At 72.0% G+C, this 22,470-nt stretch carries 9 protein-coding genes; 4 read left to right on the top strand and 5 right to left on the bottom strand.

Annotation, left to right across the window (positions count from 1 at the left end; all coding sequences use genetic code 11):
• The first annotated feature begins 98 nt into the window (after window positions 1–98).
• The 3 genes from V6D49_RS03210 to V6D49_RS03200 all read left to right on the top strand — a co-directional run bounded on the left by V6D49_RS03210 (window position 99) and on the right by V6D49_RS03200 (window position 10,507).
• Complete coding sequence (locus tag V6D49_RS03210; RefSeq protein WP_340556903.1) at window positions 99–6,518, top strand: amino acid adenylation domain-containing protein; 6,420 nt, start codon at window positions 99–101, stop codon at window positions 6,516–6,518.
• Window positions 6,519–6,581: 63 nt separating this feature from the next.
• The gene (locus V6D49_RS03205; protein WP_340556901.1) at window positions 6,582–8,075 is read left to right on the top strand and encodes a condensation domain-containing protein; all 1,494 of its coding nucleotides are present in this window, start codon (window positions 6,582–6,584) and stop codon (window positions 8,073–8,075) included.
• A complete protein-coding gene (locus V6D49_RS03200) occupies window positions 7,958–10,507 on the top strand; it encodes an amino acid adenylation domain-containing protein (protein WP_340563651.1) in 2,550 nt (849 codons plus the stop codon). Before V6D49_RS03205 ends, V6D49_RS03200 begins: the two co-directional genes overlap by 118 nt.
• A gap of 154 nt (window positions 10,508–10,661) precedes the next feature.
• Here V6D49_RS03200 and V6D49_RS03195 read toward each other — a convergent pair whose 3' ends face one another.
• Complete coding sequence (locus V6D49_RS03195; RefSeq protein WP_340556899.1) at window positions 10,662–12,191, bottom strand: UDP-N-acetylglucosamine 1-carboxyvinyltransferase; 1,530 nt, start codon at window positions 12,189–12,191, stop codon at window positions 10,662–10,664.
• A gap of 315 nt (window positions 12,192–12,506) precedes the next feature.
• Between V6D49_RS03195 and V6D49_RS03190 the strand changes: the two genes are divergently transcribed.
• Window positions 12,507–15,317, top strand: coding sequence for an aconitate hydratase (locus V6D49_RS03190; RefSeq protein WP_340556897.1), 2,811 nt, complete (start codon window positions 12,507–12,509; stop codon window positions 15,315–15,317).
• 551 nt (window positions 15,318–15,868) lie between these two features.
• On the opposite strand, the gene V6D49_RS03185 is transcribed toward V6D49_RS03190, so the two are convergent.
• The 4 genes from V6D49_RS03185 to V6D49_RS03170 are packed head-to-tail and all read right to left on the bottom strand — an operon-like array spanning window position 15,869 to window position 22,395.
• Window positions 15,869–17,215: a condensation domain-containing protein gene (locus tag V6D49_RS03185; RefSeq protein ID WP_340556895.1), complete on the bottom strand. Its 1,347-nt coding sequence runs from the start codon at window positions 17,213–17,215 to the stop codon at window positions 15,869–15,871.
• A 27-nt stretch (window positions 17,216–17,242) separates the two neighbouring features.
• Entirely contained in the window at window positions 17,243–18,781 is a 1,539-nt protein-coding gene (locus V6D49_RS03180; RefSeq protein WP_340556893.1) for an amino acid adenylation domain-containing protein, read from the bottom strand.
• The gene (locus V6D49_RS03175) at window positions 18,768–20,597 is read right to left on the bottom strand and encodes an ABC transporter ATP-binding protein (protein WP_340556891.1); all 1,830 of its coding nucleotides are present in this window, start codon (window positions 20,595–20,597) and stop codon (window positions 18,768–18,770) included. Before V6D49_RS03175 ends, V6D49_RS03180 begins: the two co-directional genes overlap by 14 nt.
• On the bottom strand, window positions 20,587–22,395 hold the full coding sequence (locus V6D49_RS03170; RefSeq protein ID WP_340556889.1) for an ABC transporter ATP-binding protein: 1,809 nt from the start codon (window positions 22,393–22,395) through the stop codon (window positions 20,587–20,589). The genes V6D49_RS03175 and V6D49_RS03170 overlap by 11 nt, the downstream gene beginning before the upstream one ends.
• Window positions 22,396–22,470: the final 75 nt, after the last annotated feature.

The raw sequence follows: 22,470 nt of genomic DNA, 5'->3' as shown, positions 1-22,470 counted from the left end.
GTACACCGGTGACCGCCGCCGTGCGGAAGCCGTACCGGCCCCCGCACCGTCGCGGCCATCGACCATGGCCGCCGACGCCGCCTGATTTGGGGTGTGAGATGCCAGAACGCCGTCCCGAGCCCGTCGGCCTGATGCCCGGCCAGCGGGGCCTGTGGTACGCCCACCGGTTCGATCCGGACAGCCCGATCCTCAACGTGGGCGAGTACCTGGACATCGCCGGCCCGCTCGACACCGCGCTGTTCGACGAGGCGCTGCGGCGGGCCGTCCAGGAGGCGCAGGCGCTGCGGCTGCGCTTCTCGGAGGACGACGGAGCGCTGACCGCGGCCGTCGATCCGTCTCTCCGGCACACCCTGCACCACATCGACCTCCGGGACCGGGAGGACCCGGGGGACGCGGCCCTGGAGTGGATGCGGGCCGACCTCCGCAGACCGCGCGACCCGCTGACCGACCCGCTCGCCCGCTACGCCCTCTTCCGGGTGGACGACGACCGCTACCACTGGTACCAGGGGGGCCATCACCTCGTCAGCGACGGCTTCAGCCTCTTCCTCGTCGCGGGCCGGGTCGCGGACCTCTACACGCGGCTCGTCGAGGGCGTCGACGACCTCGGCCGCCCGTTCGAGCCGATCCAGGTCCTCCTTGACGCCGACGCCGCCTACCGCGGTTCGGCGGCGCTCCGAGCGGACCGCGAGCACTGGCGGAGCGTGCTCGCCGACCGCCCCACGGGGTTCAGCCTCAGCGGACGGCCGCCGCGCGGGCCGGCCCGGGACGTCCGTCGGCACCTGCGGAACCTGCCGTCCGGTGACGCCAACCGGCTCCGTACGGCCGCGACCGCCCTGGGCTCCAAGCTGGCCGGGCTCGTCGTGGCGGCGACGGCACTGGGCGTGAGCCGCGCCACCGGGGAGACGGACGTGCTGCTCGGGCTCGCCGTACCGGGGCGTGCGCCGGGGGCGGAGCAGCACGTGCCCGGCATGACGGCCAACGTCGTGCCGCTGCGCGTCGCCGTGGACCCGGGCAGGTCGGTACGGAGCCTGGTGGAGCAGTGCGCGGTGCGCGTCCTGGAGGCCGTGCGCCACCAGCGCTACCGGTACGAGGACCTGCTGCACGACGCCGGGCTGCGGCCCGGCGAGGCCCCGTGGTCGGTCTCCGTCAACGTCATGCCGTTCGACTACCGCATCAGCTTCGCCGGGGCGCCCGCCACCGCCCGCAACCTGTCCGCCGGTCCGTTCCAGGACCTGTCCGTCGCCGTGTGGGACATCTCCCACGACCGCAGCATCCAGCTCGCGGTCGACGCGGACCCCGAACTGTACGACGTGCAGCAGCACGCGTCCTGCGCGTCGCTGCTGCACGAGGCGTTGGAATGGGTCACCGGTGCGTCGCCCGACACCCCCGTCGGGCGCGCCGACCTGCTGGCCGACAGCGTCCGGGACCGCGTTCCGCGCACCTGGGACGAGCCGGCGCCACCCGTTCCGGAGACCACGCTGCCCCCGCTGCCGGCGGTCGGCGCGGCGTGCGATCCGGATGCCCCCGCGGTGGTCGTTCGCGACACTCAGCTGTCCTACGGCGAGGTGGCGGCGCGGGTGAACCGGCTGGCCCGGGCCCTGATCAGCCGCGGCGCCGGGCCGGGCAAGCACGTGGCCCTGCTGCTCCCCCGGTCCGCCCAGACGGTGGTGGCCGTCCTCGCCGTGCTCAGAGCCGGCGCCGCCTACCTGCCGATCGACCCGGCGCACCCCGACGACGGCGTCACCTACCTGCTGCGTGACACCCGGCCCGTGCTGGCCGTCACCACGGCCGAGTTCACCGGGCGGCTGGCGGCCGCCTGGCCCGAGGGGTCCCTGCTCGCCCTGGACGACCCGGCGGTCGCGGCCGACGCGGCCGCGCGATCGGACGCGGAGGTGACCGACGCGGACCGGCTGTCGCCCCTGCTGCCCACCCACCCGGCGTACGTCCTGCACACATCGGGGTCGACGGGACGCCCCAAGGGCGTCGTCGTCGAACACCGCGCCGTCGCCGCCTTCGTGCGGCACACCGTCCCCGCCTACGGCCTGGTCCCGCACGACCGGGTGCTGGCCGCCGCCTCACTCACTTTCGACGCCTCCGTGCTGGAACTGCTCGTCACCCTCGCCGCCGGGGCGACGGTGGTGCTGGCGGACGACGACGAACGCATCGACACCGAGGCGCTCCAGCGCCTCCTGGCGCGTCACCGGGTGACGGTGGCGCACCTGGCCCCCACGACCCTGCGCGCCCTGCGGCCCGAGGAACTGCCGGACCTGCGCCTGGTGACGGCCGGCGGTGACACGCTCGCGGGTGACCTCGTGCACCGCTGCGCCGCCGCGGGCATCCCGCTGCACAACGCCTACGGTCCGACCGAGACCACGGTCGAGGTGACCCGGAAGGTGTGCCTGCCCGGGCAGGCGGGGGAAGCACCACCGATCGGCCGCCCGGTGCCGGGCACCAGGACGTACGTGCTGGACCGCGCGCTGCGGCTGCTGCCCGCCGGAGTGGTCGGTGAACTCTACGTCGCCGGCGCCGCGCTGGCCCGCGGCTACCTCGGCCGCCCCGGTCAGACGGCCGCACGGTTCGTCGCGGACCCCTTCGGCCCACCGGGGGCGCGGATGTACCGGACGGGAGACCTGGCCCGCTGGACACCGGAGGGCGACCTGCTGTTCGTCGGACGGGCGGACAGCCAGGTCAAGGTGCGCGGCGTCCGCATCGAACCGGGCGAGGTGCAGGCGGCGCTGGCGCGCTGCGACGGCGTCGGGCAGGCTCTGGTGCGCGTGTGTGACGACGACCGTGGTGACCGCTACCTGGCCGCGTACGTCGTTCCCTCGCCCGGCGCGACCGTGGACCCGGCGGCGGTGCGCCGGCAGGCGGCGGAGTTCCTGCCGGCGCACCTCGTGCCCGCCGCCGTGGTCCCCCTGGAGTCGCTGCCCGTCACGGCGGAGGGCAAGGTCGACGTGCGGGCCGAGCTGCCGGAGCCGTCGTTCGCCCCGGCCGGCGGGGGGAGGTCACCCGCCACCCCCGTCGAGGAGAGGCTGTGCGCCGTCTTCGCGGACGTGCTCGGCCTGTCCCACGTGGGCGTGGACGACAGCTTCTTCGCACTGGGCGGTCACTCCCTGGCGGCCACCCGGCTGCTCAACCGCATCCGGGCCGTGCTCGGCCGGGAGCTCGGCATCCGCGCGGTCTACGAAGCGCCGACGGTCGCCGAACTGGCGAAGCGGCTCGACGGGACGGGGCAGGCCCGGGTCGAACCGGCCACCCCGGCGGTGCGGCCCGACCGGATTCCCCTGTCGTACGCCCAGACCCGGCTGTGGTTCCTGCGGCAGCTCCAAGGCCCGGGGGCCACCTACAACCACCCGGTCGCGCTGCACCTGACGGGACGTCTGGACACCGCGGCGCTGCGGGCGGCGCTCACGGACGTGCTCGACCGGCACGAGGCGCTGCGCACGGTCTTCCCCACCGTCGACGGGGAGCCGTACCAGCAGGTGCTCCCCGTCGACTCCGTGGCGCCGGCGCTGCCGGCACGACCCGTCGCGGCCGGGGAACTGGCCGACGTGCTGGCGCGCGCGGCCGTCGAGCCCTTCGACCTGGTGTCGGACATCCCGCTGCGCGCCCGCCTGTTCACGTCCGGGGCGGACGAGCACGTGCTGCTGCTGGTGATCCACCACATCGCGGGCGACGCCTGGTCCGAACAACTGCTGCTGCGCGACCTGTCCACCGCGTACGCCGCACGGCATGCCGGCCAGGCGCCGCGGTGGGAGCCGTTGCCGCTGCAGTACGCCGACTTCACCCTGTGGCAGCGTGCGACGCTGGGCCGACGGGACGACCCGGACAGCCCCCTGGCAACACAGCTCGACCGCTGGCGGAACGTCCTGGACGGCCTGCCGCAGGAGACCCCGCTGCCGACGGACCGGCCACGCCCGGGCACACCCTCCCACCGGGGTGGGTCGGTGTCCCTGAAGGTGCCGGAGGAACTGCACGAGGCGCTGCACAAGCTCGCCCACGCACACGGCGCGAGCACCTTCATGGTGCTCCAGGCAGCTCTGGCCGTGCTGCTCTCCCGGCTCGGCGCGGGGGACGACGTACCCGTCGGCGCGCCGGTGGCCGGGCGCACGGACGACTCGCTGGAGGATCTGGTCGGCTTCTTCGCGAACACCCTCGTCCTGCGTACCGACCTCTCCGGCGACCCCCCGTTCACCGAACTCCTCGGCCGGGTGCGGGAGAACTGCCTGCACGCCTACGCGCACCAGGACGTGCCGTTCGAGCTGCTGGTGGAAGAGCTCGCACCCGGCCGTTCCCTGGCCTGGCACCCGCTCTTCCAGGTGGTGCTGGCGCTGCGGAACACCCGCGCGGGTGAGCTGACCCTGCCGGACGTCGAGGTCCGCGCGGAGATGGTGGAGACGCACACCTCCCCGTTCGACCTGGCCTTCGAGTTCGACGACCGGGACCGGGCCGACCGCGGTGCCGCGGGGCTCAGCGGGACGGTGCAGTACAACGCCGACCTGTTCGACCACGACACCGTCGAGCGCCTGGCCGGTCGTCTGCTGCGGCTGCTGGACGGCGTGGCGCACGACCCGGCCCTGCCGGTGAGCCGGTACGAGCTGTGGGTCCCCGGCGAACAGGACCGTGTGCTGCGGCACTGGAACGACACCCGTCGGCCCGTCCCCGACACGTCGCTGCCCGACCTGTTCGAGGCGCGGGTGGCCCAGACGCCGCAGCACCCCGCCGTGACCGCCCCCGACGGCACGCTCTCCTACGTCGAACTGAACCGCCGGGCCAACCGGCTGGCCCGGTTGCTGACGGCGCGCGGCATCGGACCGGAGTCGGTGGTGGCCCTGGCGGTCCCGCGCTCGGTCGTCCTGCCCGTCGCGGTGTGGGCGACGCTCAAGGCAGGCGCCGCCTACCTGCCGCTGGACCCGCAGTACCCGGCCGAGCGGATCACCTTCCTCCTCGACGACGTGCGCCCGGCCGTCGTGGTGAGCACCGCCGCGACGGCTGCAGGGCTGCCGCCGGGCGGACCGGAGCGTCTCCTCCTGGACGAGCCGGCCGTGGCCGCCGCGCTGGCCGCGCAGCCGGAGGGCAACCTGCCCGACGAGGAGCGCACCGCGCCGCTGGTCCGGGACAGTCCGGTGTACGTGATCCACACCTCGGGCTCCACCGGCACGCCCAAGGGCGTGGTGATGACGGCCGGGCCGCTGGTCAACCTGGTGCTGTGGCACGCCGAGTGGCTCGCCGCCGGGGAGACCGGAGCCCGGCGCGGTGCCGTCGCCCAGTTCTCCGCGATCAGCTTCGACGTGTCCGCCTGGGAGATCATCGAGACGCTGACCTCCGGCAAGACGCTGGCGGTGCCCGATGACGCGGTACGGCGGGACGCGGCGGCGTTCGTCCGCTGGCTCGACGAGCACCGGGTGGAGGAGGTGTGCGCGCCGAACGTGATGGTGGAGGCGATCTGCGAGGCGGCCGCGGAGCAGCGGCTGGACCTGCCCGCGCTCCGGGACCTCAGCCAGGGCGGTGAGGTGCTGCGGCTGACGCCCCGGGTGCGCGAGTTCGTCGCGGCCCGGCCCGGGCGTCGCCTGCACAACCTCTACGGCCCCACCGAGACCCACCTCGTCACCACGTTCACCCTTCCCACGGCACTGGAGCGGTGGCGGTCCTTCACCGCGCCGGTGGGCGGACCCATCGCCAACGCCCGGATGTACGTCCTGGACCGGCGGCTGCGACCCGTACCGCCCGGCGTGACCGGGGAGCTGTACATCGCCGGGGACGTCCTGGCCCGCGGCTACTGGGACCGGCCCGCACTGACCGCCCAGCGTTTCGTCGCCGACCCGTTCGACGGGGCGGGAGCGCGCATGTACCGCACCGGCGACCTGGTGACGTGGACCCGCGACGGTCAACTCGCCTACGCGGGCCGTACCGACGCCCAGGTCAAGGTGCGTGGCTTCCGGATCGAGCCGGCCGAGGTCGAGTCGGTGCTCGGCCGGCACGACGACGTGGCCCAGGTGGCCGTCGCGGTACGGGAGGACGCCACCGGCGGGAAGCGGCTGGCCGCCTACGTCGTCCCGGCACGTGGCGCCCGTACCGACGGGGCCGCGCTGCGGGCCCACGCCGCCCGGGTACTGCCGGACTTCATGGTGCCGTCCGCCGTGGTGATGGTGGACGCCCTGCCGCTGACCGTGAGCGGCAAGGTGCACCACAGTCGGCTCCCGGCGCCCGACTTCTCCCGGTCGGTCTCCGGGCGAGAACCCCGGACGGAACGTGAGAAGGCCCTCTGCGGGCTCTTCGCCGAGGTGCTGGGGCTCGACCGGGTCGGCATCGACGACTCCTTCTTCGACCTCGGCGGCCATTCCCTGCTGGCGACCCGCTTGGCGGGCCGCGTCCGGGCGGCCCTGGCCGTGGAGATGGAGGTGCGCACCCTGTTCGAGGCTCCGACGGTCGCGGGCCTGGCGGAGCGACTGGAGAAGGCGCCGCGCTCGCGGCGGGCCGCGCTGCACCGCATGCCCCGACCGGGCGGTCCCCGGTGACCGCGGCCGGCCTCCGCACCACGCCCGCACCCGCGCACGGCCTGACCACCCCAGGGAGAACCCGTGATCCCCTTGTCGTTCGCACAGTCCCGCATCTGGTTCCTCAACCAGCTGGACGGCGGCGCCGGATACCGCATCCCGCTGGCGTACCGGCTGCACGGGGAACTGGACCACTGCGCGCTCTCCGAGGCGATCGCCGACGTGGTGGAGCGCCACGAGAGCCTCCGTACCGTCTTCCCCGAGGCCGACGGCCAACCTCACCAGGTCGTGCTCGACGCGGACTCCGCCCGGCCGCCGCTGCCGGTCGTCGTGCGCAGCGAGGCGGAGCTTGGCGACGCACTGCGCGCGGCGGCCGGCCACGTCTTCGACCTCACCACGGAAATCCCACTGCGCGCGCACCTCTTCCGGCTGGGCGCACGGGAGCACGTGCTGCTCGTCCTGTTACACCACATCGCCGCGGACGGCTGGTCGCTCACCCCCCTGCTGGACGAGCTGGCTGCCGCCTACACGGCCCGGCGAGCGGGCCGCGCGCCGCACTGGGACCCGTTGCCGGTGCAGTACGCCGACTACACGCTGTGGCAGAACGAGCTCCTGGCGGCGGAGGATGACCCGGAAAGTCTGGCCGGAGAACAACTCGCCTACTGGCGGCGTCAGCTGGACGGGCTTCCGGACTGCCTGGCCCTCCCCGCCGACCGGCCCCGGCCCCCCGTGGCCTCCCATCGGGGCGGCACGGCACCGGTCTCGCTCGGCCCGGACACCCACCGCCGCCTGCTGGCTCTGGCCCGGCAGGAGAAGGCGAGCCTGTTCATGGCCCTCCAGGCCGGGGTGGTCGCCCTGCTGACCCGGCTGGGCGCGGGCACCGACATCCCCGTCGGCTCGGCGATCGCCGGACGGACCGACGAGGCGCTGGACGGCCTCATCGGCATGTTCGTCAACACGCTGGTGCTCCGCACCGACGCCGCTGGCGATCCGACCTTCCGCGAACTCCTCGGGCGCGTCCGCGAGGTGGACCTGGACGCCTACGCCCACCAGGACCTGCCGTTCGAGCGACTCGTGGACGTGCTCCGTCCCGAGCGGTCCGCCGCCTGGAACCCCCTGTTCCAGGTGATGCTCGTACTGGAGGACGGGCCCGAGCAGACCCCGCGGCTGCCCGGTCTGACCGCCGTTGAGGAACCGGTGGACGGCGACAGCGCCAAGTTCGACCTCGCCCTGCACCTGCGGGAGCGGGCGCCGGACCCGGAACTCGCCCCCGCCGGCCTGTACGGCAACCTGGACTACGCCCTCGACCTGTTCGACCCCCCGACCGCCGTCGCCCTCGTCACTGGTGGACCCGGCTGGTGGAGGCGGCGGTGGCCGACCCCGACCTGCGGATCAGCCGCCTTCCCCTCCTCACGTCCGGCGAGCGGGCGCGGTTGCTGGCGTGCGGTACCGGTGGCCGGGTGCCGTCGGGGGAGGGTGCTGCCACGTTGCCCGGCCTCTTCGAGGAACAGGCCGCCCGCACTCCGGACGCGCCCGCGTTGGTGGAGAGCGGCACGGTTCTCGGCTACCGGGAGCTGAACCGGCGGACGAACCGCCTGGCCCGTGCGCTGGCCGGGCAGGGCATCGGGCCGGAGGACCTGGTCGCCGTCGTGCTGCCACGGTCCGCGGACGCCTTCGCCGCGATGCTCGCGGTGCTCAAGTCCGGCGCCGCCTACGTGCCGGTGGACACCGCACTGCCGCCCGCCAGGATCGCCATGATGCTGGAGGAGGCCGCGCCCCGCCTGTTGATCGGGAACGCCGAACTCGCCCGGCGGATCGGCGTGGCGGACGTGCCCCTGCTCACCGTGGCCGATCTCCACCGGCTCAGCGCCCCGGACCCCACCGCCCCGGACGCGTCCGACGCCGACCCGTCCGACGCCGACCCGTCCGACGCCGATCTGACCGACGCCGACCGCGTCCGGCCGCTGCTCCCCGGCCACCCCGCCTACGTGATCCACACCTCCGGCTCCACCGGGCGCCCCAAGGGGGTCGTCGTGGAGCACGGTGCGCTCGGCGCCTACCTGCGCCGGGGCCGGGTCACCTACCCGGGGGTGTCGGGCATCAATCTGATCCACTCGTCGATCTCCTTCGACCTGACCGTCTCCGCCGTCTACCTCCCCCTGGTCAGCGGTGGCTGCCTGCACCTCACGGACCTGACCGCAGCGGACCACGGCGGGGCGCCCCGGCCCGCGCTGCTGGAGATCACCCCCAGCCACCTGGATCTGCTGGAGTCGCTACCGCACGACCTCTCCCCCACCGCGTGCCTCCTCGTCGGCGGCGAGCCCCTGCGCGGCGAGGCCATGGAGCGCTGGCGTCTGCGGCACCCGGACACGGTGATCTACAACAGCTACGGACCGACCGAGACGACCGTCAACTGCGCCGAGTTCCCGCTCCCCCTCGGGGAACCGGTCCCCGCCGGCCCGGTACCGATCGGCGGGCCGTGTCCCGGTGCCCGGCTGTACGTGCTGGACCAGGTGCTCGGTCTCGTTCCGCGGGGCGTGGTGGGTGAGCTGTACGTCGCGGGCACCGGTGTCGCCCGCGGATACCTGCGGCAGCCCGGCCTGACCGCGGAACGCTTCCTGGCGGACCCGTACGGGCCGGCCGGGTCCCGCATGTACCGGACGGGCGACCTGGTGCGCTGGCTGCCGACGGGCGGGCTGGAGTTCGTCGGGCGGGCGGACGGGCAGGTCAAGATCAGGGGGCACCGGATCGAACTCGGCGAGGTCGAGGCCGCGTTGCTGGCCGACCCGCAGGTCGCGCGGAGTGCGGCGCTGGTGCACGAGCCCGCCCCCGGCGACCGCCGGATCGTCGGCTACGTCGTCCCCGAAGAGGGCCTGCGCGAGGAGCTGGACCTGGCCGGCCTGCGCACGTCCGTCGCCCGACGCCTGCCGGCGGCCATGGTGCCCTCGGCCGTCCTGGCGGTCGGCAGGCTTCCGCTCACCACGAACGGCAAACTCGACCGGGCCGCACTGCCGCTGCCGGAGTTCAGCGCCCCGCCCGCCGGGCGCCTCGCTCCGCGCACTCCCGCCGAGACGGCGCTGTGCGGCGTCTTCGCCGAGGTGCTGGGTGCGCGGGAGGTCGGCGTCGAGGACAACTTCTTCGAACTGGGCGGCCACTCCCTCCTGGTGCCCCGGCTGATCCGCTCGGCCCGGCAGGCGGTCGGCATCGACGTCTCGATGCAGCAGATCTTCCTGGAGCCGACGGTGGCCGGACTGCTACGGGAGCAGCCGAGTGCCCGCGGACCGCTCGACCCGCTGGTGCGGCTGCGCGCCGGCGGCGACGGCAGTCCGCTGTGGTGCCTCCATCCCGGCAGCGGGCTGGGGTGGAGCTACACCGGGCTGCTCCCGCACGTGCCGGCGGAGCATCCGGTGTACGCCGTCCAGGCTCGGGGCCTCGACGGCCGGGACCGGCTCGCGACGAGCTTCGGCGCGCTCGTGTCCGACTACTGCTCCCTCATCACCGCCGAACAACCGCGGGGGCCGTATCTGCTGACCGGCTGGTCCTTCGGAGGCACCGCCGCCCACGCCGTCGCCGCACGGCTGCGCGACGCGGGGCACCAGGTCGCGCTGCTGGCCGCCATCGACGCCTGGCCGGCCGGCGGTCCGCAGGAGACCGCCGCCGGACCAGCGGACGTCCGCGCCGTGGCCTTCGACGGCAAGGACGCGCCCCCCGGACTGGAGGCGGAACTGATCGACGCGCTCCTGGCCGTCACGGAGAACACCATGCGCCTGCTCGACGAACCCGACGTCGAGACACCGGTGTTCGACGGTTCGCTGGTGCTCTTCGAGTCCGCGCCCGGCGGCCGGGGCGCGGGAGCGGCGAAATTGTGGCGCCCCTACGTCACCGGGGAGATCCGGACCGTCCCGGTGGCCAGTGAGCACCTGCGCCTGATGCGTCCCGACGCGCTCGCCGTGATCGGGCCCGCCCTGCGGGACGCCCTGCGCTCCGCGACCCTCAAGCCCGCCGTCTGAAGAGGAGGTCCTTCGATGTGCGGAATCGCCGGGTCGATGACTCCGGGGAACGGACCGCCCACGGACGCCCTCGGCGCTCGACCGCGTGACGGCCCCCCTCGTGCACCGCGAACGACGCGTCCGCCACACCACATCGGACACGGTCCAAGAGCTTTCAGATGTCGCGGAAGATCTCGATCTGGGCGCCGACGGAGTTAAGGCGGGTGGCGAGGTCCTCGTAGCCGCGGTTGATGACGTACACGTTGCGCAGCACGGACGTGCCCTCGGCGGCCATCATGGCGAGGAGGACGACCACCGCCGGGCGCAGGGCGGGCGGGCACATCATCTCGGCGGCGCGCCAGCGGGTGGGGCCCTCGACGAGGACCCGGTGCGGGTCGAGGAGCTGGAGTCGGCCGCCGAGGCGGTTGAGGTCGGTCAGGTAGATGGCCCGGTTGTCGTAGACCCAGTCGTGGATGAGGGTCGAGCCGTGCGCGCTGGCCGCGATGGCGGCGAAGAACGGCACGTTGTCGATGTTGAGGCCGGGGAACGGCATGGGGTGGATCTTGTCGATGGGCGCCTCCAGTTTCGAGGGGCGCACGGTGAGGTCGACCAGGCGGGTGCGGCCGTTGTCGGCGGCGTACTCCGCGCTGCGGTCGTGGTCGAGGCCCATCTCCTCCAGGACGGCCAGCTCGATGTCCAGGAACTCCGCGGGCACCCGGCGCACCGTCAGTTCCGAACCGGTGACGACGGCGGCCGTCAGCAGGCTCATGGCCTCGACCGGGTCCTCGGAGGGGGAGTAGTCGACGTCGACGTCGATGTCCGGGACGCCGTGCACGGTCAGCGTGGTCGTGCCGACGCCCTCGACGGTGACGCCGAGCAACTCCAGGAAGAAGCACAGGTCCTGGACCATGTAGTTGGACGAGGCGTTGCGGATGACGGTGGTCCCGTCGTGCCGGGCCGCCGCGAGCAGGGCGTTCTCCGTCACGGTGTCGCCGCGTTCGGTCAGCGTGATGGGGCGGCCGGGGGTGACGGAGCGGTCCACGACGGCGTGGTAGACGCCGTCGGTGGCCGTCACGGAGAGACCGAAGCGGCGCAGCGCCTGCATGTGGGGTTCCACGGACCTGGTGCCGAGGTCGCAGCCGCCCGCGTAGGGGATGCGGAAGCGGTCCATGCGGTGCAGCAGCGGGCCGAGGAACATGATGATCGACCGGGTGCGGCGGCCCGCCTCCTCGTCCATGGCGTCCAGGTCCAGCTCGGCCGGGGGGACGATCTCCAGGTCGAGGCCGTCGTTGATCCAGCGGGTGCGGACGCCGACGGAGTTCAGCACCTCCAGGAGGCGGAAGACCTCCTCGATGCGGGCGACGCGGCGCAGCACCGTGCGGCCGGAGTTCAGCAGGGAGGCGCACAGCAGGGCCACGCAGGCGTTCTTACTGGTCTTGACGTCGATCGCGCCGGAGAGTCGGCGTCCGCCGACGACGCGCAGGTGCATCGGACCCGAGTAGCCCAACGAGACGATCTCGCTGTCCAGGGCCTCACCGATGCGGGCGATCATATCAAGGCTGATGTTCTGGTGTCCGCGTTCGATGCGGTTGACCGCGCTCTGGCTGGTGCCGAGCGCCTGTCCCAGATGCGCCTGTGACCAGCCACGATGCTGGCGTGCATCCCTGATGAGCTGTCCGATCCGGACGAGGTAGTCATCGGTCATGGAGTCGAGGCTAACTCACATATGAGATACCCGCGCGTCGGGGAGGAGGGGCGGAAAGGGGGTACCCGGCGGAGCCCGGTTCAACCGGTCGTCCAGGAGCGCCGGAGTCGGGCCGGGTCGGGTATGACCCGGCGACCGGCGATGTACTAGAGTTATCTCGACATCGAGATATCTGACCGGGGACGCGCCGTCGTCCGTCTGCCATCAGCAACTTAGGTAACCCTAACTTAGGGGAGCCTCAGCGATCGGGCAAGGGCCCGGGGGCGGCAGCATGGCGGTGGTACCACGCGAATTCATGCACTGAAGGAGACTGTCGTGTCGGCGAACACCTTCGACGCTCGCAGCACGCTGCAGGTGGGCGACGAGTCGTACGAGATCTTCCGGCTGGACAAGGTCGAGGGCGCGGCACGCCTCCCTTACAGCCTGAAGGTGCTGCTGGAGAACCTGCTCCGCACCGAGGACGGCGCCAACATCACCGCCGACCACATCCGGGCGGTCGGCGGCTGGGACTCCCAGGCGCAGCCGAGCCAGGAGATCCAGTTCACCCCGGCCCGCGTCATCATGCAGGACTTCACCGGTGTGCCCTGCGTGGTCGACCTCGCCACCATGCGCGAGGCCGTGAAGGAGCTGGGCGGCGACCCGGCGCGCATCAACCCGCTGGCCCCGGCCGAGCTGGTCATCGACCACTCCGTCATCGCCGACAAGTTCGGTACCGCCGAGTCCTTCACGCAGAACGTGGACCTGGAGTACGGCCGCAACAAGGAGCGCTACCAGTTCCTGCGCTGGGGCCAGACCGCGTTCGACGAGTTCAAGGTCGTTCCGCCCGGCACCGGCATCGTCCACCAGGTGAACATCGAGTACCTGGCCCGCACCGTCATGGTCCGGAACGGCCAGGCCTACCCCGACACGCTCGTCGGCACCGACTCCCACACCACCATGGTGAACGGCCTCGGCGTGCTCGGCTGGGGTGTCGGCGGCATCGAGGCCGAGGCCGCGATGCTGGGCCAGCCGGTGTCGATGCTCATCCCGCGCGTCGTCGGCTTCAAGCTCATCGGCGAGCTGCCCACCGGCACCACCGCCACCGACCTGGTGCTGACCATCACCGAGATGCTGCGTGAGCACGGCGTCGTCGGCAAGTTCGTCGAGTTCTACGGCGAGGGCGTCACCGCGATCCCGCTCGCCAACCGCGCCACCATCGGCAACATGTCCCCTGAGTTCGGCTCGACCGCGGCGATGTTCCCCATCGACGCCGAGACGATCAACTACCTGCGCCTGACCGGCCGCGACGACCACCAGCTCGCGCTGGTCGAGGCGTACGCCAAGGAGCAGGGCCTGTGGCTGGACCCGGCCGCCGAGCCGGACTTCTCCGAGAAGCTGGAGCTGGACCTCTCCACCGTCGTGCCGTCCATCGCCGGCCCGAAGCGCCCGCAGGACCGCATCGCGCTGTCGAACGCCAAGGAGCAGTTCCGCGCCGACCTGCCGAAGTACGCGGGTGAGGGTGCCGGCACCGCCTCCGCGCCGAAGTCCCCGGTGGACGAGGCCAGCGACGAGTCGTTCCCGGCCAGCGACGCCCCGGCGTACGCCAGCGGGGAGAACGGCAACGGCAAGCCGCAGCACACCGCCGCCGGCAACGCCCAGGGCCGCCTCAGCAACCCGGTGCAGGTCACCGCTGAGGACGGCGTCGTCTACGAGCTGGACCACGGCGCCGTCACCGTCGCGGCCATCACCTCCTGCACCAACACCTCCAACCCGTCCGTCATGGTCGGTGCGGCGCTGCTGGCGAAGAAGGCCGTCGAGCGCGGCCTGACCCGCAAGCCGTGGGTGAAGACGACCCTGGCCCCCGGCTCCAAGGTCGTCATGGACTACTACGACCGCGCGGGCCTGACCCCGTACCTCGACAAGATGGGCTTCAACCTCGTCGGGTACGGCTGCACCACCTGCATCGGCAACTCGGGCCCGCTGCCCGACGAGGTCTCGCAGGCGGTCAACGACAACGACCTCGCCGTCGTGTCCGTCCTCTCCGGCAACCGGAACTTCGAGGGCCGCATCAACCCCGACGTCAAGATGAACTACCTGGCGTCGCCCCCGCTGGTCGTGGCCTACGCCATCGCCGGTTCGATGGACATCGACATCACCACCGAGCCGCTGACCACCGACGCCGAGGGCAAGCCGGTCTTCCTGAAGGACATCTGGCCCACCGAGGCCGAGGTCGAGGAGGTCGTCGCCTCCGCGATCGGCCAGGAGATGTTCGGCCGCAGCTACGCCGACGTCTTCGCCGGTGACGCCCAGTGGCAGTCGCTGCCCATCCCCACGGGCAACACCTTCGAGTGGGACGCCGAGTCCACCTACGTCCGCAAGCCCCCGTACTTCGAGGGCATGAGGATGGACCCGGAGCCGGTCACCGACATCTCCGGCGCGCGGGTGCTCGCCAAGCTGGGCGACTCGGTCACCACCGACCACATCTCCCCGGCCGGGGCCATCAAGGCCGACACCCCGGCGGGCCAGTACCTCACCGAGCACGGTGTGCAGCGCCGTGACTTCAACAGCTACGGCTCGCGCCGGGGCAACCACGAGGTCATGATCCGCGGCACGTTCGCCAACATCCGGCTGCGCAACCAGATCGCGCCGGGCACCGAGGGCGGCTACACCCGCGACTTCACCCAGGGCGCTTCCGCCTCCGAGGCCCCGGTGTCGTTCATCTACGACGCCAGCCAGAACTACCAGGCGGCCGGCGTCCCGCTCGTCGTGCTGGCGGGCAAGGAGTACGGTTCCGGTTCCTCCCGGGACTGGGCGGCCAAGGGCACCGCGCTGCTCGGCGTCCGCGCCGTGATCGCCGAGTCCTACGAGCGCATCCACCGCTCGAACCTCATCGGCATGGGCGTCCTGCCGCTCCAGTTCCCGGAGGGGAGCAGCGCCGAGTCCCTCGGACTGACCGGTGAGGAGACGTTCGCGATCTCCGGCATCACCGCCCTCAACGACGGCGGCATCCCGGAGACGGTGAAGGTGGCCACCGACACCGGTGTCGAGTTCGACGCCAAGGTCCGCATCGACACCCCGGGCGAGGCCGACTACTACCGCAACGGCGGCATCATGCAGTACGTCCTGCGCGAACTTGTCGGTAGGTGAGCTGACCCGCTCGGATACCAGAGGATCTGGTCGCTGACTCGCTGCTACCGGTGGTCACACGAGCGACTCGCACCAGCGCCCCGTCAGGCTTCGGCCTGGCGGGGCGCTCGCTGTTCGGTCAAGACGTCGGCACGGAAACAGCGCGTCCGCGTCTCAAGGCTTACCGACACTATCGGACCGTGCCGAAGACCGATCGCTGCCCCGCCGGGGCTTCAGGTCACCGTCGAACGAGGAGAGAGACGAAAGCCGCTGGTGGCGGAGCGGGGCGGGATTTCACTGGTGCACAAGACCAGGATCGGCAGCCTTGACGATCACCCCACGCACGGGTCTCATGGCGCCGAAGTGCACCATGTTCGGCACCTGAGTGACCTCATTGTGCGGGGGCGGCTCCCGAGCCCGCCTGGAAGTGATCAGGCCCGGTTGGGTGGGGGCCGTTGGAAAGGGGCCCGGTCACAGGCACCCCGTTGGCGGCCAATCCCGCACATGCCCGGTGTGAGGCGGCTGGGACTGGAAACGGAGAACCAGCCACCGCGCCGGTCCTCCGACCCTACTCAGCTTGAGATGGCCTCGCCGACGCGGCCCGTCAGGGCGGAGACGGTGCGGGTCGGGTCCTCGGTGGCGGCGGCGAGGACGGACTGGAAGCGGCGGGCGAAGTCCTCGGCGGCCTGGTGGTCGACCGCGCCGAGGGCGTGGACGACCTCGCAGCGGTACATGCCATGGGAGCGCATGACCTCGAACAGCAGCTCGATCTGGGCCACCGTGGGGTAGCTCAGCAGGTTCTCGATCTGGATGCCGTCCAGCTGCCAGCTGTTGTCGACGTCGTGGGACGAGTAGGAGAACCCTGTCTGGTAGACCGGGTGGCGCAGGTCGCCGTACTCGAGTCCCAGGGCGTCCAGAATCTGCAGCATAGGGACGTGGCGGCGGGCATGGGCGGCAGCGGCCATGCGCTTGACGCCGTCCAGCAGAGTGGCGAACGACTCCTCGGGGCGTACCTCGTAGCGCATGAAGGTGGCTGTCTGGAAGAAGCCGACGGCGTCGAACTGCTGGTCCTCGTTGCGGGTGTCGGTAGGCACGAACATGGTGGTGTCAGCCGTGCCCGTCCAGTCCCACAGCACGGCGTAGTAGACCGCGAGCATCACCGAAAACGGGGTGGCCCGGTGCGCGGCGGCGGTGCGGTCGAGCGCGGCCGTGGCGTCGGCGGTCAGGGTGAAGTGCACCACGCCGGCGGTGAAGGCGTCGGGATCCTGCTGGAGGGAGACGTCCGGTAGCGGGCGCGGGGACAGCGGAGTGAGTTGCCGGGTCCAGTAGTCGAGGTCCTCCGCTGACACCTCGTCTCGAGGAGGGACCTCGTGGAGCTGGGGCGCCGGGTCCAGTTCCACGTCGGGATCGGAGTAGTACGCCCGCAGGTCCTTGATGAGAATCGCCTTGGACCGCTCGTCGATCACGACGTGGTCCACGACCAGGAAGAGCTCGTGCTCATCCTCGGTCACGCGCACCAGGGTGCACTGGAAGACCGGGCCGTGGTCCAGCGAGAGAGAGGTGCCCTGGAGCCGGACGGCCAGGGCGTCGACCGGGCTCTCGTCGGCCGGGCCTGCCGGGAGACTGTGCTGGTCGATCAGCCGGAAGACGTCAGGGTGGGGTTCGGCGTGCGCGATCTGCACGGTCTGGCCGCCGTGGAGCGCGAAGGTGCTACGCAGTACCGTGTGACGGACTGCTAGCTGAAGGAGTGCACGCTCCAGCCGGTCGGTGTCCAGCGGGCCGGTCAGCCGCAGTCGGGTCAGCACGTTGAACATGCCGTCCGCGGCAGGCCGGCGCGGGTGGATCACGAGGCGGCGCTGTGAGGCGTTGGCGGCGAAGACCCGCGCGGTGGACACGGCGGGAGACTGCTTCTCGATCACGGGAGTTGCCTTTCCAGGTCCAGTGGTTCAGAGCCCGAGGGCGTGGGCCGCGCGCAGAGCCTGGACGTCCACCTCGCCCTTGTGGGTGCGGGCGAGCGGGGAGTCCAGCCGGACGATCCGGGTGGGGACATGGGTGCGGGGCAGCAGGCCGGCCGCGTGGCGGCGGATCGCGGTGGCCGTGAGCTCGGCGTTCGTGACCACGTACGCGACTGTGCCGACGGTGTCCGGGCCGCTGGTCAGCGCCGCCACGTGGACCTCCTTGATGTCTGGGTGTTGAAGCAACTCATCTTCGATCGCGCCCAGTTCTGCGCGCACGCCGTTGATCTGGATCTGCCGGTCGAGTCGGCCTAGGTGGAACAGGCGGCCGTCGGGGTCGAGTCGGGCTAGGTCGCCGGTGCGGTAGAGACGCTCACCGTACGGGTCGGTGACGAACCGTTCGGCTGTACGCTCCGGCTGGTGGAGGTAGCCGTCGGCCAGACCGACCCCGCCGATCAGTAGCTCGCCTGTCTCGCCCGGAGCGACGGGCAGCAGCGAGTGGTCCGCCACCCTGATGTGCGTGCCGTCGATCGGTGTGCCGATCGGCACCTCGCCGCTGTACTCGGAGCCGTTGCACAGGAATGTGGTCGAGTCGATGCACGTCTCGGTCGGCCCGTACTGATTGAAGAGCCGGGTCCACGGGTACGCGGTCAGCCACGCGTCGCGGACAGCGGCGCTCATCGTGGCGCCACCACAGAACACGTAACGCAGCTGGGCGGCCTGGGCAGTGGACAGGCGCCCGGCGACGAGGCCGAGCATCCGCGGCACGAAGTGCACCGCAGTGATGGCGTCGCGTACCAGGCAGGCAGCCAGCGCATCCGGGTCGCCTGCCTCCTTGGGGTCGCCGACGACGACGGTCGCGCCGAAGGCGAGCGGCGCGAGCATCTCCCAGACGGAGAAGTCGAAACCCACGTTGGCGTGCCAGAGCACCCGGTCGCCGCGGCCGAGCGGGTAAACGCCCTGACCCCAGCGGAAACGGTTGACCAGTGCGCGATGCGGTACGACCACGCCCTTGGGTCTCCCGGTGGTCCCCGAGGTGTGCATCACGTAGACGGTGTCGCCGCCGCCGGGGCCGGGCCGTACGGCCGGGGCGGGCCCGGTCCCGCGGTCCGTGTCGGCGGGCGTGACGACGGGCAGCCCGGCCGGTCCGAGGTGAGCGGAGGCGGAGTCGGTGATCAGCAGGGTCGGTCGGCTGTGCGCCAGCAGCTCTTTGATCCGCGGTGCGGGCAGCTGCGGGTCGGTGGGCTGGTAGGCGGCGCCGACGCTGATGATGCCCAGGGCCGCGGCGATGTGGGCGGCCGAACGCTCCATGAGCACGGCCACCCGGTGGCCGACACCGACCCCGTGTGCGGTCAGTAACGCCGCCCAGCGCTCGGTGTCCTGCTTCAGCCGACGCGCCGTCAGCAGAAGTTGACCGTCGATGACGGCTACGCCCTGCGGCGCGGCGTCCAGACCGGCGAGGACCAGTTGGCCGGTACTCGTCGAGTGGTTCCCGCCGGAGGCGGGAGCGCCCGCGTTACCGGTAAGCACGGCGCTGCAGTTCGAAGAGGCGGGCGTAGTCGTCACCATTGGCGAGCAGCTCCTGGTGGGGACCGAATTCGTGCACCTTGCCGTGCTTGAGGAAGACGACGAGGTCGGCGTGGTTCAGCGTGGACAGCCGGTGCGTCACGATCACCGCGACGGCACCGGTGGATCGGGTGAGCGTGCGCGCCGCCAGCAAGTAGCGGTCGAGCAGCTCCTGCTCGGCGGCCGCGTCGATCGCCGAGGTGGGTTCGTCGAAGAGCAGCAGCAGCGGGGACTCCCGCATCGCCGAGCGGGCCAGCGCGGTCTTCTGCCACTGGCCGCCGGAGAGCTTGACGCCGTTCGGGAAAGAGGATCCCAGCGGAGTGTCCAGACCGAGCGGAAGATGTTCCGCCAGGTCACCGGCGGCGGCCTTGTCCAGCGCCCCGATCAGCGCGTCGGGGTCGTCCGCACGTGACAGGTCGCCGACGCCGACCACGTCGCGCAGGGTGAACTCCAGGCGGGCGAAGTCCTGGAAGGCGGCGGTGACGCGCGCCCGCCAGGCCTCCGGAGCCACAGCCGTCAGATCGACGTCATCGGCCAGGAGCTCTCCGGAGGTCGGTCGGTAGAATCCGGCGAGCAGCTTGACCAGCGTGGACTTGCCGGCGCCGTTCTCGCCGACGAGCGCGACCACGGTGCCGGCGGGCAACCGCAGGTCCACCGCGTCCAGTACGGGGGTGCCGGACGTGCCCGGATAGCGGAAGGTGACGCCGCGCAGCGCGATGCCGTCGGTGAGCCGCTCCGGCGGTTGCACCCCGGTGTCGGCGCCCCGCTCGGCCGCGCTGAAGCGCTCCAGCCAGTCGTACAGCGCGCCTGCCCGGGCCATCCGCAGCAGCGCCTTGGTGAACCGCACCAGCAAGTCGATCTGCAGGTTCATCCCGGTGATCAGCAGCAGTGCCAGCACGACCTGTCCGACGCTCGCCGTGCCGTCCTGGTACGCGCCCACCACGAGCAGCAGCGCGGTCAGGTATCCCGCGCTGAACACCACCCAGCCGAGCGTCGTCAGCCACAGTCCCCGCCAGTTCGCCGCGGCGAGCGTGGCCCGGGCCTGCTCGGTGCTGTCGGCGTGCCGTGCCTCGATGGTCGCGGCGAGACCGAAGACCCGCAGCTCCATCGCGGCGTCGGGGGAGCTGGCTAGCTGGAACAGGTCGCGGGTACGGCGCAGGTCGGCCGCCGCCTCGGTCAGCGCGGTCTGGCGCAGCCGTTCGGCGTGCCGTCCGGCGGCGAGCGACAGCAGCGTCGCGAACGGCAGGAGCAGCAGCCACGGGCTGATCAGGGCCAGCAGCACCACGGTGGCGAGGGTCCGGACCAGGACCCCGACCTCCAAGCCGACCACGTCCGCGCCTTCGGCCAGGTGCTGGCGTTCCTGGCGCAGGTGCTCCAGCCGGTCCAGATAGGCCGGGTTCTCGTAATGGCCCAGCCCCGGGATCCGGTTCGCCAGTGACTGCATGCGCAGGTCCACGTGGTGTGCGGTGTTCTCGATCATCAGGGCGCTGACGTTGAGCGACAGCCGCATGACCAGCACCGTCAGCCCCATGGTCAGGGCGCTGGCAAGGGCGTAGCCCCATGCGGAGGAGGTGTCGCCGCGGCCCGCGGCGTCCACCAGCAGGCCCAGCCAGACCACGGCCAGTACCTGACCGAGCGGGCGTAGGGCGAACATCAGCAAAGTGGCGGTGGCGTGGCGGCGGTCGGCGACGAAGGAGAGCCGTAGCACGGTGCGCAGGCCACGCATGTCGGACAGCTCGCCCCCGGTCCCGGCGGTGCCCGGCAGCGGCTCAGTCGACATGGAACCGCTTCGCCTGCAGGGTGAACATCTGTGCGTAGACCCCTTCCTGACACATGAGTGCGTCGTGACTGCCGTCCTCGGTGATCCGGCCGCCGTCCAGGGTGATGATCCGGTCCGCGTGCCGCACGGTCGCGAAGCGGTGCGAGATCAGCAGGGTCATGGAGGCGCCGCTGCGCTCCATCACCTCGTCGTAGAACCGGGCCTCGGCGCGGGCGTCCAGGGCCGACGTGGGCTCGTCAAGCACCAGACAGGGGGCACCGGCCCGCACCGCGTGCAGGGCGCGGGCGACCGCGACCCGCTGCCACTGGCCGCCGGACAAGTCGTCACCGTCCGGGTAGCGGCGGGAGAGCACGGTGTCGAAGCCGTGCGGCAGCCGTTGCGCCAGCGTATCGGCGCCGGCCGCGCGAGCCGACTCCTCGATGTGCTCGCGGTCGGTCGGCTGCTGCGGGGCGCCGAAGGCGATGTTCTCCGCGAAGGAGACCGGGTAGCGGTTGAAGTGCTGGAACACGACCGCGAAGTGCTGCTGCCAGGCGGCGGGTTCGAGGTCGGCGAGGTCACGCCCGCCGACCGTGATCCGTCCTTCGGTCGGGCGCTGCAGGCCGCACAGCAGCTTGACCAGTGTGGTCTTGCCGGCGCCGTTGAACCCGACCACCGCGAGCGTCTCACCCGGGCGGATCTCCAGGTCGAGCCCGCGCAGCGCCCAATGGGAACTGCCGGGATAGCGGAAGCCGACGTTCTCGAAGACGATCGGCGGCAACGGAGTCGCTACGCGCCCGCCGCCGACGGGTGTGGCGTGCCCGTCCAGTTCGGCGACCACCGACACGGCGGCCGGGATGGCGAGCGCGCCCTCACGGAGATAGACCAGGTCCATGGTGAGCGCGATCACCGACACCAGGCCGGCCGCGGCGGTGGTGAAGGCGATGAACCCGCTGAACCCGATGGACCCGTCGGCGGCGGCCGTGGTGAGCCGGTAGAAGAGCACGGTGTGGGCGGCGACCACGGCGGCGCAGGCGGCGAGGATCCGCAGCATGGCCGGGCTGAGCCGGGCTCCGGCGACCCCGGGTCGCCAGGCGGAGGCGAACTGCCGCTCCAGCCAGTCGGCCAGGTTGAAGACGCGGATCTCTTTGGCTGCCTCACCCGTCAGCGCAAGATCGCGGATGTAGCCGGACCGGCGCAGCCGCTCCGACTCGGTGTAGACGGCGCCCTGCTGGTCGCGGTACTCGGCGGCCAGCGCATGAGTGAGGGCGAAGTAGGCGAGAGTGACCAGTGCCCCGAGCAGCGGGTCGAACCAGAGCAGTACGATGCCGCAGGCCAGGGCCTGAAGGCGCGTCACCGAGACGTTCGCCAGGGCGGTGACGGCGACGTGCACCTCGACCTGGTTGGTGCCGATGCCGCGGGCCACCGCGATCCGGTCCAGCAGCTCTCGGTCCTCCAGCGGCGCGACGGTGGCCGGCCGCAGCATCGCCGCCATCATCTTCTGGCGCAGTGAGTCACCGATCCGTCGGCCCAGGTCCTCGGCCAGAATGTTGATCACCAGGGCGGTGAGCTGCAGGCAGAAGAACATGGTGGCCAGCGCGACCGCCGTGACGGAGACGGCATGGCCGATCGCGATGCCCTGGTGTCCCTGCCGGATCAGCCCGACCAGGTGGCCGTTGGCGATCGCGATCAGGATCGGCAGGACCCCGCTCGTGGCGACCGCCGCGCCGAGGGTGACGGTGCGTCGGGCGTCGGCACCGATCGCGGCCCGCAGCAGGGCCAGGACGGGGGAGGTCCGGGCGCCTCGCTCAGTGCTTCGCATTACCTGCCTTCAGCAGTAGCGGGTGGGCGCCACCGGTCCTCGAGGAAACGGCCACGGGTGAGTCGAATTTCTCGT

The organism is Streptomyces sp. GSL17-111 (assembly GCF_037911585.1).
Taxonomy (GTDB): Bacteria; Actinomycetota; Actinomycetes; order Streptomycetales; family Streptomycetaceae; genus Streptomyces.
This window is presented reverse-complemented; position numbering and strand designations above follow the sequence as displayed.

Excerpts from the sequence above, each read along its gene's own strand:
- V6D49_RS03210 (WP_340556903.1), top strand. The coding sequence starts at position 99 with ATGCCAGAACGCCGTCCCGAGCCCGTCGGCCTGATGCCCGGCCAGCGG.
- V6D49_RS03195 (WP_340556899.1), bottom strand. The coding sequence starts at position 12,191 with ATGACCGATGACTACCTCGTCCGGATCGGACAGCTCATCAGGGATGCA.
- V6D49_RS03175 (WP_340556891.1), bottom strand. The coding sequence starts at position 20,597 with ATGTCGACTGAGCCGCTGCCGGGCACCGCCGGGACCGGGGGCGAGCTG.
- V6D49_RS03170 (WP_340556889.1), bottom strand. The coding sequence starts at position 22,395 with ATGCGAAGCACTGAGCGAGGCGCCCGGACCTCCCCCGTCCTGGCCCTG.